Annotated in this window: 16 protein-coding genes; 12 read left to right on the forward strand and 4 right to left on the reverse strand. The window is 70.3% G+C overall.

Annotation, left to right across the window (positions count from 1 at the left end):
- Positions 1-19: 19 nt before the first annotated feature.
- A complete protein-coding gene (locus ACQEVB_RS30215) occupies positions 20-1,267 on the reverse strand; it encodes an IS256 family transposase (RefSeq protein WP_432963330.1) in 1,248 nt (415 codons plus the stop codon).
- Positions 1,268-1,497: 230 nt separating this feature from the next.
- On the opposite strand from ACQEVB_RS30215, the gene ACQEVB_RS30220 reads away from it, so the two are divergent.
- The 5 genes from ACQEVB_RS30220 (at position 1,498) to ACQEVB_RS30240 (ending at position 5,355) form a co-directional block, all read left to right on the forward strand.
- A complete protein-coding gene (locus ACQEVB_RS30220) occupies positions 1,498-2,091 on the forward strand; it encodes a PadR family transcriptional regulator (RefSeq protein WP_432978593.1) in 594 nt (197 codons plus the stop codon).
- A 102-nt stretch (positions 2,092-2,193) separates the two neighbouring features.
- Positions 2,194-3,159 carry an ATP-binding cassette domain-containing protein gene (locus ACQEVB_RS30225; RefSeq protein ID WP_432978596.1) on the forward strand — a complete coding sequence of 322 codons (966 nt, stop codon included), beginning with the start codon at positions 2,194-2,196 and terminating at the stop codon, positions 3,157-3,159.
- Complete coding sequence (locus ACQEVB_RS30230) at positions 3,156-4,001, forward strand: ABC transporter permease (RefSeq protein ID WP_432978598.1); 846 nt, start codon at positions 3,156-3,158, stop codon at positions 3,999-4,001. The genes ACQEVB_RS30225 and ACQEVB_RS30230 overlap by 4 nt, the downstream gene beginning before the upstream one ends.
- Before the next feature lie 70 nt (positions 4,002-4,071).
- Positions 4,072-4,494 carry a DoxX family protein gene (locus tag ACQEVB_RS30235; RefSeq protein WP_432978601.1) on the forward strand — a complete coding sequence of 141 codons (423 nt, stop codon included), beginning with the start codon at positions 4,072-4,074 and terminating at the stop codon, positions 4,492-4,494.
- A 27-nt stretch (positions 4,495-4,521) separates the two neighbouring features.
- On the forward strand, positions 4,522-5,355 hold the full coding sequence (locus ACQEVB_RS30240; protein ID WP_432978604.1) for an alpha/beta fold hydrolase: 834 nt from the start codon (positions 4,522-4,524) through the stop codon (positions 5,353-5,355).
- A gap of 165 nt (positions 5,356-5,520) precedes the next feature.
- Here the strand turns inward: ACQEVB_RS30240 and ACQEVB_RS30245 are convergent, their stop codons facing one another.
- The 3 genes from ACQEVB_RS30245 to ACQEVB_RS30255 form a co-directional block, all read right to left on the reverse strand.
- Positions 5,521-6,189 (reverse strand): AAA family ATPase, encoded by a 669-nt coding sequence (locus ACQEVB_RS30245; protein WP_432978607.1) that lies wholly within the window; start codon positions 6,187-6,189, stop codon positions 5,521-5,523.
- A gap of 7 nt (positions 6,190-6,196) precedes the next feature.
- Complete coding sequence (locus ACQEVB_RS30250; protein ID WP_432978610.1) at positions 6,197-6,529, reverse strand: zf-TFIIB domain-containing protein; 333 nt, start codon at positions 6,527-6,529, stop codon at positions 6,197-6,199.
- A gap of 115 nt (positions 6,530-6,644) precedes the next feature.
- On the reverse strand, positions 6,645-7,658 hold the full coding sequence (locus tag ACQEVB_RS30255) for an AsnC family transcriptional regulator (RefSeq protein ID WP_432978613.1): 1,014 nt from the start codon (positions 7,656-7,658) through the stop codon (positions 6,645-6,647).
- 143 nt (positions 7,659-7,801) lie between these two features.
- Here ACQEVB_RS30255 and ACQEVB_RS30260 point away from each other — a divergent pair, with 143 nt between their 5' ends.
- The 7 genes from ACQEVB_RS30260 to ACQEVB_RS30290 are packed head-to-tail and all read left to right on the forward strand — an operon-like array spanning position 7,802 to position 15,107.
- A complete protein-coding gene (locus ACQEVB_RS30260; RefSeq protein ID WP_432978616.1) occupies positions 7,802-9,424 on the forward strand; it encodes an ABC transporter substrate-binding protein in 1,623 nt (540 codons plus the stop codon).
- Between the two features lie 12 nt (positions 9,425-9,436).
- Positions 9,437-10,372, forward strand: coding sequence for an ABC transporter permease (locus ACQEVB_RS30265; protein ID WP_432980659.1), 936 nt, complete (start codon positions 9,437-9,439; stop codon positions 10,370-10,372).
- Positions 10,369-11,256: an ABC transporter permease gene (locus ACQEVB_RS30270; protein ID WP_432978619.1), complete on the forward strand. Its 888-nt coding sequence runs from the start codon at positions 10,369-10,371 to the stop codon at positions 11,254-11,256. Before ACQEVB_RS30265 ends, ACQEVB_RS30270 begins: the two co-directional genes overlap by 4 nt.
- Positions 11,253-12,224 carry an ABC transporter ATP-binding protein gene (locus ACQEVB_RS30275; protein WP_432978623.1) on the forward strand — a complete coding sequence of 324 codons (972 nt, stop codon included), beginning with the start codon at positions 11,253-11,255 and terminating at the stop codon, positions 12,222-12,224. Before ACQEVB_RS30270 ends, ACQEVB_RS30275 begins: the two co-directional genes overlap by 4 nt.
- Complete coding sequence (locus tag ACQEVB_RS30280; RefSeq protein WP_432978626.1) at positions 12,221-13,216, forward strand: ABC transporter ATP-binding protein; 996 nt, start codon at positions 12,221-12,223, stop codon at positions 13,214-13,216. The genes ACQEVB_RS30275 and ACQEVB_RS30280 overlap by 4 nt, the downstream gene beginning before the upstream one ends.
- A complete protein-coding gene (locus ACQEVB_RS30285) occupies positions 13,213-14,178 on the forward strand; it encodes an MBL fold metallo-hydrolase (RefSeq protein ID WP_432978629.1) in 966 nt (321 codons plus the stop codon). The genes ACQEVB_RS30280 and ACQEVB_RS30285 overlap by 4 nt, the downstream gene beginning before the upstream one ends.
- Complete coding sequence (locus ACQEVB_RS30290; protein ID WP_432978632.1) at positions 14,178-15,107, forward strand: fumarylacetoacetate hydrolase family protein; 930 nt, start codon at positions 14,178-14,180, stop codon at positions 15,105-15,107. The genes ACQEVB_RS30285 and ACQEVB_RS30290 overlap by 1 nt, the downstream gene beginning before the upstream one ends.
- Position 15,108: the final 1 nt, after the last annotated feature.

Here is a 15,108-nt window from a genome sequence, read left to right on the forward strand (position 1 = left end):
TGTCCTTCGTGGGTGCAGGTTAGGCGCTGATCGCGGTCGGTGTCACCACTTCTTCTGGCGGTGGTGGTGCGGGTTGGCGGGTTTGGCGGGCTTTGGCGAGGACTTCCACGCCCATGTAGCGGCGTTGCTCGGCCCATTCGTCGGTCTGCTCGGCCAGCACGGCCCCGACCAGGCGGATGACCGCGGCCCGGTCGGGGAAGATCCCGACCACGTCGGTGCGGCGGCGGATCTCCTTGTTCAACCGTTCCTGGGGGTTGTTCGACCAGATCTGGCGCCAGATCACCCGCGGGAACGGGGTGAACGCCAACAGGTCGGCCCGCGCGGAGTCCAGATGCTCGGCTGCGGCGGGGAACTTCGCCTCCAGGCCCTCGACGACCCGATCGAACTGGGCGTGGACCTCGTCGGCATCGGGTTGGTCGAAGATGGTGCGCAACAGCGTCAGCACCCACGGCTGCGCCGATTTCGGCACCTTGGTGGCCAAGTTACGGGCGTAGTGGGTGCGACACCGTTGCCAACTGGCCCCGCTCAAGGTGGCGCCGATGGCCTCGACCAGCCCGGCATGGGCATCTGAGACCACCAACGCCACCCCGGACAAGCCCCGGGCCACCAACGAACGCAGGAACGCCAACCAGCCGGCCCCGTCCTCGCCCGAGGCCACGTCCACACCAAGCACCTCGCGTTGCCCACCCTCGGTGATCCCCACCGCGACCAGCGCGTGCACCAACACCGTGCACCCGCCTTCGCGCACCTTCTGAGTCAGCGCGTCCAGCCACAAGAACGTGTAGGGGCCGGCGTCAAGTGGCCGGGACCGGAACGCCTCGACCTGGGCATCAAGGCTCTTGGCCATCTCCGACACCTGCGACTTCGACAACGCCTCGATCCCCAGCTGAGCGACCAACTTCTCCACCCGCCGGGTGGAAACCCCGAGCAGATACGACGTGGCCACCACCGACACCAACGCCTGCTCGGCGCGGCGACGCCGCTGCAACAACCAGTCGGGGAAGTAACTGCCCGAGCGCAACTTCGGGATCGACAACTCGATGCTGCCCGCCCGGGTGTCCCAGTCCCGGTGCCGATACCCGTTGCGCGAGTTCACCCGCGCAACGCTGCGTTCGCGATACCCCGCCCCGCACACCGCGTCAGCCTCCGCAGCCATCAACGCCTCAGCGAACTGCTTGACCATCGCCCGCAACAGATCCGGGCCCGCCCCGGCGAGCCGGTCATCAAGCCAGCCCGCGACATCGTCCACACTGTCCAACGCGGCCATCGCGTCTCCTCCCTCGAGAACCTGAGCACTCGAAGGATCACGCGATGGCCGTCTCACACCCCGACACCACGCCGCTGATCAGCGACGAAGTCGTACACCACCTCCGTGGACGTGACCCAGTGCTGACACCACCCGGACCAGGTGGGCACCCTAGTGTTGGTGGGAGTTGACACCACTCTGGCGGGCGCGCAAGCGGAGCGAGTCCGAGCAGGTTGGGCGGAGGTGGGCGTATGTCGGCGACGAAGCTCCTGGTACTCGGAATCGTGCACCTCTCCGGCGGCGCGCATGGCTACCAGGTGCGGTCCGAACTGCAGAGCTGGGGTGCGGAGATCTGGGCCAAGATCAAGCCCGGCTCGATTTATCACGCGCTGAAGAAGGCGGCGGCTGATGGCCTCCTCACCGAACACGCCGAGCCGGGCAACGCCGGGCCGGAGCGCGTCTTGTACCGCGCGACAGCTCGGGGACGTGACGAGATAGTCGAACTGGTCCGCGACGGTCTGCGGCGCACCCATGACCCCACCATGCTCGACGCGGCCATCGCCATGTTGCCCATGCTGACCAGGACAGATGCCATCGAGCACGTCAACGAGCGGGTCGCGCGCCTCGAAGCGGAGCTCGTAGGGCAGGCCAAGTGGCGGGAGCACCCCGATCGGGGCATCCCCGAGCACGTCCGCGATCAGGCCGAACTGTGGGCGGGACACGCACGCACCGAACTGGAGTGGGCGAAGAACCTGAGCAAACGACTGTCTGAGGGCGCCTACACCATGGCCGATGATCCGGGTTCGTGGCGAACGGCCCACGACCCCCTCAAGATGCGCTTCTAGTCAACCTTGACTAGACGTTCCTTCTCGCGTACTGTCGCCAAGTAGTCAAACTTGACTAGCTCAACTGATCCGTTCGCAACACCGAGAGAAGGACTCGAACCCATGGGAAAGCTCGCGATCGAGGCGAGAGGGTTGAAGAAGAGCTTCGGCCAGACCCACGCCGTCGCCGGTGTGGACCTGGCCGTGAGCGCCGGTGGCGTGTACGGCGTGCTCGGCCCGAACGGGGCGGGCAAGACCACCACGATCCGCATGCTCGCCACGCTCCTGAGCCCCGACGCCGGAGAGGCGCACGTGCTCGGCTACGACGTCGTGCGTGATGCGCCTTCGGTACGGACCCGGGTGAGCCTTACCGGGCAGTTCGCGTCGGTCGATGAGGATCTCACCGGGGTGGAGAACCTGGTGCTGCTCGCCAGGCTGCTCGGCTACTCGCGCCCGCGGGGCAGGCGGCGAGCGGCCGACCTGCTCGACGCGTTCGGCCTCGCCGATGCCGCCGACCGGCAGGTGAAGAAGTACTCCGGCGGGATGCGCCGGCGCATCGACATCGCAGCGAGCCTGGTCGTCCCCCCGGAACTGATCTTCCTCGACGAGCCGACCACCGGGCTCGACCCGCGCAGCAGGAACCAGGTGTGGGAGATCGTCAGGGGTTTGGTCGCCGAAGGCACGACCGTGTTGTTGACCACGCAGTACCTCGACGAGGCCGACCAGCTGGCCGACCGCATCGCGGTGATCGACCACGGGAAGGTCATCGCCGAGGGCTCCAGCGGCCAGCTCAAGGCATCGGTCGGCGCCGGCTCGCTGCACGTACGCCTCCGTAGTCCCGAGCAGCGGGCCGAGGCCGAGCGGGTCCTCGCCGCCGCGCTCGACGTGCCGGCCGAGCCGTCCGCCGACCCGGTCGCGCTGTCCGCGCGGATCTCCGACCCCGAGCGGGTCGCCCGCGCCCTGGCCGAGCTGTCCCGCGGCGGCATTGACGTCACCGAGTTCGCGCTCGGTCAGCCGAGCCTGGACGAGGTGTTCCTCGCCCTGACCGGTCGCCCGTCCGAGCAGACACCCGAGGAGGATGCCGCATGAATGCCACGTCCACGGCGCAGACGTCGCCGCCGGTCACCGAGGACGCGCTGCGCGGTGTGCTCTTCGCCGGTGAGCGCCCGCCCCGACCCGGTCCGGTGAGCACCTCGTTGACATTCGGCTGGCGCGCCCTCCTGAAGATCAAGCACGTGCCCGAGCAACTCGTCGACGTGACCATGTTCCCGATCATGTTCACGCTGATGTTCACCTACCTGTTCGGTGGCGCGCTCGCCGGGTCGACGCAGGAATACCTGCAGTTCCTCTTGCCGGGCATCCTGGTGCAGGCGAACGTCATGATCACCATGAACACTGGCATCACGCTGAACACCGACATCCAGAAAGGTGTTTTCGACAGGTTCAGGTCGCTCCCGGTGTGGCGACCGTCCCCGCTGGTCGGCGCCCTGCTCGGCGATCTGGTGCGCTACTCGATCGGGTCGGCGATCGTCATCATGCTCGGCCTGGTCCTCGGGTTCCGGCCGGAGGGTGGCGCCGTCGGCGTGGTGCTGTCGGTCGCGCTGCTGCTGGTGTTCTCGTTCTGCCTGTCGTGGCTGTGGACGATGCTCAGCCTGATCCTGCGCACGCCGAACTCGGTGGCGGGAGTCAGCATGCTGGTGATGTTCCCACTGACGTTCGTGAGCAACATCTTCGTGGACCCGAAGACGATGCCCGGGTGGATGCAGGCGGTCATCGAGGTCAACCCGATCACCCACCTGGCGACCGTGGTACGCGGCCTGATGCACGGCTCGGTGCCCGCCGGGGAAATCGGCTGGGTGCTCGTCTCGTCCCTACTTCTCGTCGCGGTCTTCGGTCCCATCACCATGGTCCTCTACCGCAACAACAAGTAGATCCCGCTACCGAGAGCACTCGGTCAACGCCATCACCGGTACCAGGCCCGGAAACGACAAGGAGAGACGCATGAGCACCATCCCCAAGAACAACTCGGAAACCGTTGCGCACACGCCCGGGCGGGCGAGCAGCATCGGGGTCTGGATCCTGCAAGTCGTGCTGGCGGCGATGATCGGCGGCGGCGGAATCTCGAAGCTCGCCGGCGACCCGGTCATGGTGGACATGTTCGCCGACATCGGGGCTGGCCAGTGGCTCCGGTACCTGGTCGGAGCGCTGGAGGTCGCGGGAGGGGTTGGACTTCTGATCCCGGCTCTGGCGGGCCTGGCCGGTCTCGGGTTGGCGGCATTGCTTGTCGGTGCTGTCATCACCGATCAGTTCGTGCTCGGGCAGAGCCCTTGGCTGCCGCTCGCCTTTCTCGTCGTGGCGGCCGTGATCGCAAGGGCGCGGTGGTCGCGCACCAAGGCCGTCGTCGGCACGCTGCTCAGGCGCTGAGACAAACCTCTCGAACGGAGATGCGAGATGAACGAGATGGCCTTTCGCGTGACATCGAACGATGGCACCACCATCGCCTACGACCGGAAGGGAAGCGGCCCGGCTGTCGTCCTGGTAGGCGGCGCACAGGACGACGGAGCCGAGAACGCTCCCTTGGTACCTGCTCTCGCCGAGCACTTCACGGTCTACAACTATGCCCGTCGGGGACGCGGCGCGAGCGGCTTCACCGAGCCCTACGCCGTGGAAAGGGAGATCGAGGACCTGGATGCGTTGATCGCGGAGGCGGGCGGCTCGGCACACCTGTTCGGGGCGTCCTCTGGTGGCGCGCTGGCGCTGGAAGCCGCCGCGGCCGGGTCAGCCATCGACACGATCGCCGTGTGGGAGGTGCCCTACGCGGTCGGGGACGACATACGCCCTCGATTCGAGGAGTACGTCGCGGACACCCGACGCGCCTTCGACGCCGGGCGGGACGAGGAGGTTCTCGAACTGTTCATGCGCATGACCGGCGCCTCCGACGACAACATCGCGGCCAGGAAAGCGGCAGGCAAGCAGACGGCGCATTGGGCGGATTCGGTCGCCCTCGCGCCCACGCTGGTCCACGACAGCGTCTTCCTCAACCGCTACCAATTGCCGGCCGATCGACTGGCAACGGTCACCCAACCGGTCCTGGTCACCACCGGAGGACCGATCACGGTCCCCTACATGGCAGGCCTGCCCTCGGACTTCTTCGACCGCGCGGCCGACGAGCTCGCAAACCTACTACCCCACGCTCAACGGGAGACCCTCGACGGGCCGGATCACGTCGTCGACCCACAGACCCTCGGCCCGCTGTTGCTACGGTTCTTCAGCAGCGAACGCTGAGGGGACACCTGGGGCTCACCGGTCGTGCCGGAGGTGTGGCGAACGTACAGCGGATCGGTCGCCGTGACGGGCACCACTCGGCCCCGTCACGGTTCTGGCACCCCACGCCGTCCGTGACAGGACCGGTGTCAGGCCGTCGATCTCGGCATGCCAGCTCGAAACTCGCTACTGATCCGCATCACCGGTCTGGTCCAAGCCTCGCCGAACCCAGTCCGTGACCCGGATCGCGGTCTCGTCGAGATCGAGCGCGGTGGTGTCGAGCAACTCGACCGGCGGGTCGAGGTCGGGTCCGGCGCGGCGCAGCCAGTCGTTGAAGTCCACCGTCTCCGCGATGCGCTCCTCGTCCCAGCCACGCCACGCGGGGCGGGCGCGCAGCCGAGCCTGCAGAACGTCGGAGTCAGCCACCAGTGCCAGGTAATGGATCTTCCCGACGAAGACTCGTTCCGGGCGCCGCTCGAACTGCACCGGCACCACCGTGCCGACGAGCACCACCGGCCGACCACTCTGGTGGAGCATTCCGACCATCCGTAGCCAGACCCGCCGGAAGTCCGCGAAGTCGTCGGTCGGGTCCTGCAGACCCGCGGTCCAGAGCACGTCCTGCTCGACCACGACCGCCAGACCGCCCAAGGCTCGCGGGAGCAGACGAGCCACCGTCGACTTGCCGGCACCGCTCGGACCCGTGAGCGCGAACAGCGGCAGCCGCCGGAACGGCTGCCTGTGTCCGCAGTCGCCACAGATCAGCACCGCCGCATCGGCGGCGACGACGGGGGACGTGAACCGAGCACCGCAGCCGAGGCAGATCTGCAGGTCGACGGAGGACTGTCCGCTCAGCAAGCGTCGATCAGCCGAACAGCTCGTCGAGGAAGCCCTTGCGGCGCTTGTGCCCGCCGTGGCCGCCGTACGGCGGCGGCGAGTCGCTGTAACGGCCGCGCTGCTGACCGTACGGCGGCGGCGAGTCGCTGTAGTGGCCGCGCTGCTGGCCGTAGGGCGGCGGCGAGTCGCCGTAGCGACCACCGCGGTGACCGTGGCCACCGTAGAAGCTCTGTTCCGCGTTGGCGATCTGCTCGAGCTCGCCGCGGTCGAGAAAGATCCCTCCGCAGCGCTGGCACTGCTCGATGTGCACGCCTCGCCGGTCGACGGTATGCATTCGATCCTGACACTTCGGACAGATCACCCGACGAGCGTAGCGCGGATCCCGTGGTGGGGATCCCCGGCTCAGCGGAGGCGAGAGGCGGAGCTCGCCCCGATCGGACGAGCCTGGCGGCAACGGGCCGACGAGGACGAGCTGATCATCTCGACGGCGCTGCGAGGTGCGGCACCGGCGCCAGTCCGAGCGTGCGGGCCATCGCGACGGCGAAGTGGTCGGCCACCCCCTGCGCCCGGGCGACGTACTCGTCGTCGAAGGCCATGAGCTGGTCGTAGTACATGCTGATCGTCGCGACGAGCGAGTCGCCGTAGAGCATCGGCAGGGTCAGCAGGCTGACGTAGCCCTCGGCCCGGACGAGGTCGTGCGCGGCCGCCATCAGCGGGTCGGTGCGGGCGTCGGGCAGCAGCACATGCAGCCGCGTGCGCCAGACCCGCTTGATCACGCCGTCCGTGCGGCCGTCGGCGATGCGCTTGTCGACCCCGTCGAGGTAACGCTGGGAGATGCCGCGCCGTTTGGCGACAGAGGGGCCGGTGGAGCCCGCTCCGGGCGGCGAGGTCACGATGAGCACCCGGTCGGCGCCCAGGCCCTTCTGCACGGCATCGCAGACGGTCTCGGCGAGCGCCTCGAAGTCATCGTGGACGTGCGGGCCGATCATGAGCGCCGCGAGCCGCTCGAGATCGACCCGCGGGCCGGGCGGACCCGCCGGGCGCACGGGCCCGCCGACCTCGCCGATGAGGTGGCACGACTGCGCCGAGCGCACCCCGGGGTGGCTCTCCACGGTCTGCACCTGGAACCGCAGCGCGGTCGCGTCGTCGACGAACGACGCCGAGATCAGGACGTCGGCCGAACCGGTGATCAGGTGCACCTGGTCGGTCTCCGGCAGGGCCGCCAACGACTCGGCCACCTGGAAGCGCATGCCCGGCTCCGTCTGGATCAGGTAGACCATGCGGCTGCGCGCCTCCGGCTCCGTCATGGTCGCCGAGATCGTCAGTCCGAACTGGTCGACGAGGCGCGCGATCCGGCCGCGGACGGTCTTCTCCGACACCCCGACGAGCTTCGCGAGCTCGACGTTCGGGAGGCGTCCATCGCGCTTCAACGCGGCGATCAGAGCCCGGTCCACATCGTCCAGATCGCTGCGGCGAGTCCGTCCCGGCACCTTGACACCCCCGTGTTCACACCGTACAAAGTCCTGAAATCGGCGCATATGGATTCATTGATGCCGATATTCGACCCTAGCACTCCCTGGAGTCCGACGGAACCGACCCGCCGGACGACCGCACCGACGCGCGTGGAGGCCGGATGTCTGCCCCGACGACTGCTGGATGGACGACAGTCGCACGAACGACCAGGAAACGGGCCCGGCTCGCGGGCGGCGTGCTCGCCGCCGTGACCGTGCTGGTGGCCGGATGCGGTGGCGGGGGCACCGCGGCACCCGCCGAGCCCGCGCGCTCGGTCGGCACCGCCCCGACGGGCCCGGCCGACCCCACCGCGACGCTGCGCTTCAGCTTCGGCACCGACGCCAGCAAGAACTACGACCCCGCGACGGCGGCCAACCAGTTCGTCAACACGTTCCTGCTCCCCGCCTACGACCGGCTCTTCGACATCGACGCCAAGGGCACGGTCTCCCCCATGCTCGCCGAGAGCTCCGCGGTGAGCGACGGCGGGAAGACGCTCACGCTGACCCTGCGCCAAGGCGTCGTCTTCCACGACGGCACGCCGTTCGACGCCGCTGCGGTGAAGGCGAACATCGAGCGCGGCAAGACGGCCGAGCGCTCGGCCCTCAAGCCCGATCTCGCCGCCGTCGTCGGCGTCGACGTGATCGACCCGCGAACCGTGGCGCTGCGGCTCTCGGCGCCCACGGCGTCACTGCCGGCCCTGCTCGCCGACCGGGCCGGGATGATGGTCTCCCCCGCGGCGTTCACCAAGCCTGACCTGGACCTCATGCCCGTCGGCGCGGGCCCGTACCGCGTCGTGAGCGACCAGCCCGGCGCGCAGGTCGTCTACGAGAAGTTCGACCGGTACTGGAACCCCGAGCTCACGAAGAACGCCGTTCAGCGGATCGTGCTGTCGGTGCAGCTCAACCCGGAGACCCGGCTGCGCTCGGTGGCCGCCCGCGAGGTCGACGCGACGAGCATCAACCCCGACCAGTACGCCGCAGCGGCCGGCTCCGGCGGCCAGGTGCTGGTCAACCCGAGCACGGGCGCCTTCCTCGTCTACCTGAACATGGCCAAGAACCCGGCGCTGGCGAAGCCGGCGGTGCGCGAGGCGCTCTCGATGGCGATCGACCGCGTGGGCATCGCCGCCGCCATCCTCGGCGGCCAGTGCACGGCCAACCCGCAGATCTTCCCGGCCGGCTACTGGGCGGCCGACACCCAGCTGCCGCCGGCGCGGTTCGACCCGGCCGCGGCCAAGCAGAAGCTCGCCGACGCCGGCTTCCCGAACGGGTTCCCGATGACGATGACCGTGGTCAACATCGCGCCCTACTCGACGGTCGCCGAGGCCGTCGCCAACCAGTTCGGCCAGATCGGGGTGCCCGTGCAGCTGCAGGTGGCCGAGCCGGCGCAGGTGATCTCCTCGTTCACCGGGCAGAAGTCGGTCGACTCCTACGTCTCGCAGTGGCCCGGCGCGGTCGACCCGGCCCGCACGGTGGCCTCGCTCTACCTGCCGGGCGGCACCTTCAACCCCGGCGGTCTCGTCGACGACCGGATCGCGCAGCTCGCCGCGCAGGGCCTCGCGGCCACGTCCGGCCCCGACCGCGAGAAGGTCTACCAGCAGATCTCGGCCCGCGCGGTCGAGCAGCACCTGCAGCTGCCCATCTGCAGCACGTCGTCGCTGCTGATGGCGACGGGGTCGGTGCGCTCGGTGCAGAGCACCATCGCCGGCGCGGTGGACCTGCGCGCCGTCGAGATCGCGAAGGGCTGAGCCGTGCTCCGCATGGTCGCCGTCCGGGTGGGCACGCTCCTGCTGCTGTTGTGGATCGTGTCGCTCGCGGTGTTCGCGCTGGTGCTGCTGATCCCCGGCGACCCGACGACGACGCTGCTGGGCGACAACGCCACCCCGGAGCAGGTGGCGGCGCTGCGGACCGCGCTGGGCCTGGACGATCCCGTGATCGTCCGGTACGGGCGCTGGCTGGGCGGGGCGCTGCAGGGCGACCTCGGCACGTCGATGCTGACGAGCTACCCGGTCACGCAGGCGATCACCGACCGGATCGGCATCACGATGTCGCTGGTGGTCTCGTCGCTGGTCGTCTCCGTCGTGGCGGGGCTGGTCATCGGGGTGCTGGCGGCGGTCCGGCAGGGCGGCTGGTTCGACCGGATCGCCCTGCTGGGCAGCTCGGTCGGCATCGCGATGCCGAACTTCTGGCTCGGCCTGGTGCTGGTGACCTTCCTCGGCGCAGACCTGGGGCTGTTCCCGACCACGGGGTACGTCGACCTGGGCGCCGACCCGGTGCAGTGGGCGCACCACCTCGCGCTGCCCGTGCTGACGCTGGCGGCCGGCGGGGCCGCCGAGGTGGCCCGCCAGACCCGCGCGAGCGTGGTCGACACGCTGCAGCTCGACTTCGTGCGGACCCTGCAGGCCAAGGGCCTCTCCCCGCTGTCGGTCGTGGGCAAGCACGCGCTGCGCACCGCCCTGATCCCGGTCGTGACCGTGGCCGGGCTGCAGGTGAGCCGGCTGTTCGGGCTCTCGGTGCTGGTGGAGGCGGTGTTCGCGCTGCCGGGCATCGGCTCGCTGCTGGTGTCGTCGGTGTTCGACCGCGACATCCCGATGGTGCAGGGCACCGTGCTGCTCGCGACGGTCGTCGTCGTCACCGTGAACCTGCTGGTCGACCTCTCCTACGGCTGGCTCAACCCGAAGGCGGCCCTGACATGACGGCCATAGTGGAGCGGGCCGTGCCCGCCGGCCGCCCGGAGTCGGCGTTCGGCGCGTTCCGCCGCCGGTTCCTCGGGCAGCGGATCGCGGCCGCGATGGCCGGTGTGCTCGCGGTGCTGGTGCTGGTCGCGCTCCTCGCGCCGTTCATCACCCCGCACGACCCGAACGCGCAGACGCTGCTCGACCGGCTCGCCGCGCCGGGCGCGAAGCACTGGCTGGGCGCCGACGACCTCGGCCGCGACGTGCTGTCGCGGCTCATCGTCGCCACCCGCGTGACGATCTACGCCGGCGCGCTCGCCACCGTCGTCAGCATGGCGATCGGGCTGCCGTTCGGGCTGCTCGCGGGCTACCTGCGCGGCTGGGCCGACGCCGTGCTGAGCCGGGTCGCCGACGCGCTGATGGCGATCCCGCCGCTGCTGTTCGCCATGGCGATCGTCGCCGTGCTCGGCACCGGCGTCACCAACGCGATGATCGCCATCGGGCTCGTCACCGCGCCCCGGTTCTTCCGGGTGGCCCGCGGCGTCGCCCTGGTGATCCGCGAGGAGACCTACATCGAGGCGGCCCGCTCGATCGGCTGCCCGACGGGCCGGATGCTGCGCACGCACGTGCTGCCCAACATGGCGTCGCCGCTGATCGTGCAGATCTCGGTGACGATGGGCTTCGCGATCCTGTTCGAGGCGGGCCTGTCGTTCCTGGGCCTGGGCGTGCAGCCGCCCGACGCGTCGTGGGGGTCGATGCTGCAGCGCTCCACCCAGTTCGCGGCCCAGGCGCCGTGGCTGGTGCTGCTGCCCGGCCTGGCGATCCTGATCACCGTGTTGGCGCTCAACACCGTCGGAGACGCCGTGCGCGACTCGGTCGGGCGCGAGAACCGGAGGCTCGTATGAGCGTGCTGGAGGTGCGCGACCTCGTCGTCGAGGTGGGCACGGCGCACGGCCCGATGACGGTCGTCAGCGGGGTGAGCCTCGCCGTCGCCGCCGGGGAGACCCTCGGCCTGGTCGGCGAGTCCGGCTCGGGCAAGACGCTCACCGCGCTCGCGACCATGCGGCTGCTGGGCACGACGGCACGCATCGCGTCCGGCCAGGTGCTGCTGGAGGGCACCGACCTGACGACGCTGCCCGAGCGGCGGATGCGCGACGTGCGCGGCGGCCGGATCGGCATGGTCTTCCAGGAGCCGATGACGGCGCTCGACCCCGCCTACACCGTCGGCGAACAGGTCGCCGAGACCGTGCGCCGGCACCTGGGGGTCGGTCGCGCGGAGGCGTGGAAGCGGGCCGTCGCGGCACTGGACCGGGTGGGCATCCCGTCGGCGGAGCGGCGGGCCCGCGACTACCCGCACCACTTCTCCGGCGGCATGCGGCAGCGCGTGGTGATCGCGATGGCGCTGTCCTGCGACCCGGTGATGCTGCTCGCCGACGAGCCGACGACCGCGCTCGACGTGACGGTGCAGGAGCAGATCCTCACCCTGCTCGGCGCGCTGCGCGACGAGTCCGGGCTCGCGATGCTGTTCATCTCCCACGACCTCGGCGTGATCGCCGACATCTGCGACCGCGTGGCCGTCATGTACGCGGGTCAGGTGGTGGAGTCCGCGCCGGTGCACGAGCTGTTCGCGCACCCGCGCCATCCCTACACCGAGGCGCTGCTGCGGTGCGTGCCCGACGCCGAGGGCTCGCGCTTGGCGACGATCCCCGGCACCGTCCCGGCGTTCGACGCGCTGCCCGACGGCTGCCGGTTCGCACCGCGGTGCGAGCTGGCGGCGCCGCAGTGCACGAGCGGGCCGATCGCGCTCGCGCAGGTCCGGGCGGATCACCGGTCGCGCTGCGTGCGCGTGGACGAGCTGGTGGCGGCGTCATGAGCCTCCTCCAGGTGGACAACCTCGCCAAGGCATTCCCCGCACGGCGCGGCCTCGGGAGCCGTCGCGCGTACGTGCACGCCGTCCGCGACGTGTCGTTCTCGATCGAGCGGGGCCGCACGCTGGGCGTCGTCGGCGAGTCGGGGTCCGGCAAGTCGACCACCGCGCGGCTGCTCTTGGGGCTGGTGCGACCCGACACCGGCACGGTCACCCTCGACGGCACCGACGTGCTGTCCGCGCGCGGCGACCGGCTGCACGCCCTGCGTCGGCGGATGCCGATGGTGTTCCAGGACCCGTACTCGTCGCTGGACCCGACGTGGCAGGTGCGCGACATCGTCACCGAGCCCGCGGTGCTCGCCGGGGAACGCGACCGGGACGCGCTGGCCGGCCGCGCCGAGGAGCTGCTCACGCTGGTGGGGCTCGCGCCGGCGTTCGCGCAGCGCTACCCGCACGAGCTGTCCGGCGGGCAGCGCCAGCGCATCGCGCTCGCCAGAGCGCTCGCCTGCGACCCCGACCTCATCGTGCTCGACGAGGCCGTCGCCGCCCTCGACGTCTCCACCCGGGCCGGCATCATCAACACCCTCACCGACCTGCAGGACCGGCTCGGCGTCGCCTACCTGTTCATCTCCCACGACCTCGCACTGGTGCGGGTGGTGAGCCACGAGCTGGCCGTCATGTACCTGGGCCGGATCGTGGAGAGCGGACCGACCGAGGAGGTCTACGCCCACCCCGCCCACCCGTACACGCGGGCACTCATCGCGGCCGCGCCGGTGCCCGACCCGGTCGTGCAGAAGGCGCGGGAGCGCCCGCCCGTGCGCGGCGAGGTGCCCAGCGCGCTGGCCGTCCCGTCGGGCTGCGCGTTCCACCCGCGGTGCCCGCTCGCCACCGAGGTCTGCCGCACCACCGAACCACCGGTGGTGCCGCTCGCCACCGGCCATGCCGCCACCTGCCACCACACCGACCTCCCGCTCACCGCGACGAAGGGGATCACGTGAGTTCACTCGACTACGCCAAGGGCCTGCACGACCTGGGGGACGGCTGCCACGCCTGGATGCTGCCCGACGGGAGCTGGGGGTGGAGCAACGCCGGGCTGATCACGGGGTCCGGCACGTCGCTGCTGGTCGACACGCTGTTCGACCTGGCGCTGACCCGCGAGATGCTCGCCGGCATCACCCCGGTCACCGCTACGAACCCGATCGCGACGCTGGTCAACACGCACTCCGACGGCGACCACGTCTTCGGCAACGAGCTGCTCGCGGAACGCGACGTGGAGATCATCGCCTCTGCCGCGGCGGCCGAGCTGATGACCCAGGAGGCCGTCGACGCGCTCGCGAACATCAAGAAGATCGACGGGCCGACCGGCGACTTCGCCCGCCACATCTTCGGCCCGTTCGACTTCGAGGGCATCACCGCGACGGGCCCGGACCGCACGTTCGAGGGAGAGCTGACCCTCGACGTGGGCGGCCGCGAGGTCCACCTCATCCAGGTGGGCCCCGCGCACACCGCGGGCGACGTGATCGTGCACGTCCCCGACGCCCGGCTGCTCTACTCCGGCGACATCCTCTTCGTCGGCGGCACCCCGATCGCCTGGGCCGGGCCCATCGACCGCTGGATCGCCGCGCTGGAGCGCATCCTCGACATGGACCTGGTGACCATCCTGCCCGGGCACGGGCCGGTCAGCGGCAAGACCGAGGTCGCCGAGATGCGCGAGTACCTCGTCCACGTCCAGGAGCAGGCCCGGAAGCGCTTCGAGGAGGGGTTGTCCGTCGACGACGCGATCGCCTCGATCGACCTCGGCCGGTGGGCCGACCTGCCCGAGCACGGCCGGCTCGCGCAGAACGTCATCAACGTCTACCAGCAGCTCGACCCGTCGATGGAGCGGCCGGAGCGGCTGACCGTGCTGGGTCGGATCGCGCAGCTGGAAGGTTTCCCCGCGAAGAAGGAGGAGCAGGTCTGATGCGCTTCGTCACGTACGCCTCGCCGCAGGGCGACGACCGCGTCGGCGTGGTCGACGGCGATCAGGTCCACGGGTTCGAGCCCGGCGTCACGCTCCTGGACGTGCTGGACTCCGGTGACCTGCTCGGGGCCGGTGAACGTGCCGCCGCCGCCCCGTCGGAGACGGTCGAGCTCGCGGGCCTGGCCCTGCGCGCCCCGCTGCAGCCGCGGTCGATCCGCGACTGCATGGGGTTCCTCCAGCATCTGCGCAACTGCGCGGGGGCGTCGGACCTGGAGGTCGACGACCGGCACTTCCAGTTCCCGGTCTTCTACTTCTCCAACCCCGCTGCCGTCGTCGGTCCGTACGACGAGGTGCCGATCGCGCCGGACAGCGAGCAGTTCGACTACGAGCTCGAGGTCGCCGTCGTCATCGGCAAGGCGGGCTCGACGATCGCGCTCGACCGGGCCGAGGAGCACATCGCCGGCTACCTGATGCTGTGCGACTGGAGCGCCCGCGACCTGCAGATGAACGAGATGGCGCTGCGGCTGGGCCCGGCCAAGGGCAAGGACACCGCCAACACGCTCGGCCCCATGCTCGTCACCCCCGACGAGCTGGAGCCCTACCGCTCCAACAAGGGGTTCGACCTGGAGATGACCGGCTACGTCAACGGCGAGCTGGTCAGCCGCGGCCGCTGGAACACGATCGACTGGGCCTTCGCCGACATGATCACCTACACCTCGCGCGGCACCACCCTGCGCGTCGGCGACGTGATCGGCTCCGGCACCGTCGACACCGGGTGCCTGTTCGAGCACTTCGCGACCGACCGGGAGCACTTCCGCGGCTGGCTGCAGCCCGGTGACGAGGTGCGGCTGGTCGTGGAGAACCTCGGCGAGCTGCGCCAGCGGGTCGTCGCCGGGGTGAAGGCCGAGCGGCTGTCCTCGGGGTACTGAC

The sequence above is a fragment of the Pseudonocardia sp. CA-107938 genome, assembly GCF_050936315.1.
GTDB lineage: Bacteria > Actinomycetota > Actinomycetes > Mycobacteriales > Pseudonocardiaceae > Pseudonocardia.

What these genes read in the sequence shown, in the direction of transcription:
- ACQEVB_RS30215 (WP_432963330.1), bottom strand. Translation starts at nt 1,267, where the DNA reads ATGGCCGCGTTGGACAGTGTGGACGATGTCGCGGGCTGGCTTGATGAC.
- ACQEVB_RS30220 (WP_432978593.1), top strand. Translation starts at nt 1,498, where the DNA reads ATGTCGGCGACGAAGCTCCTGGTACTCGGAATCGTGCACCTCTCCGGC.
- ACQEVB_RS30225 (WP_432978596.1), top strand. Translation starts at nt 2,194, where the DNA reads ATGGGAAAGCTCGCGATCGAGGCGAGAGGGTTGAAGAAGAGCTTCGGC.
- ACQEVB_RS30230 (WP_432978598.1), top strand. Translation starts at nt 3,156, where the DNA reads ATGAATGCCACGTCCACGGCGCAGACGTCGCCGCCGGTCACCGAGGAC.
- ACQEVB_RS30235 (WP_432978601.1), top strand. Translation starts at nt 4,072, where the DNA reads ATGAGCACCATCCCCAAGAACAACTCGGAAACCGTTGCGCACACGCCC.
- ACQEVB_RS30240 (WP_432978604.1), top strand. Translation starts at nt 4,522, where the DNA reads ATGAACGAGATGGCCTTTCGCGTGACATCGAACGATGGCACCACCATC.
- ACQEVB_RS30260 (WP_432978616.1), top strand. Translation starts at nt 7,802, where the DNA reads ATGTCTGCCCCGACGACTGCTGGATGGACGACAGTCGCACGAACGACC.
- ACQEVB_RS30265 (WP_432980659.1), top strand. Translation starts at nt 9,437, where the DNA reads ATGGTCGCCGTCCGGGTGGGCACGCTCCTGCTGCTGTTGTGGATCGTG.
- ACQEVB_RS30270 (WP_432978619.1), top strand. Translation starts at nt 10,369, where the DNA reads ATGACGGCCATAGTGGAGCGGGCCGTGCCCGCCGGCCGCCCGGAGTCG.
- ACQEVB_RS30275 (WP_432978623.1), top strand. Translation starts at nt 11,253, where the DNA reads ATGAGCGTGCTGGAGGTGCGCGACCTCGTCGTCGAGGTGGGCACGGCG.
- ACQEVB_RS30280 (WP_432978626.1), top strand. Translation starts at nt 12,221, where the DNA reads ATGAGCCTCCTCCAGGTGGACAACCTCGCCAAGGCATTCCCCGCACGG.
- ACQEVB_RS30290 (WP_432978632.1), top strand. Translation starts at nt 14,178, where the DNA reads ATGCGCTTCGTCACGTACGCCTCGCCGCAGGGCGACGACCGCGTCGGC.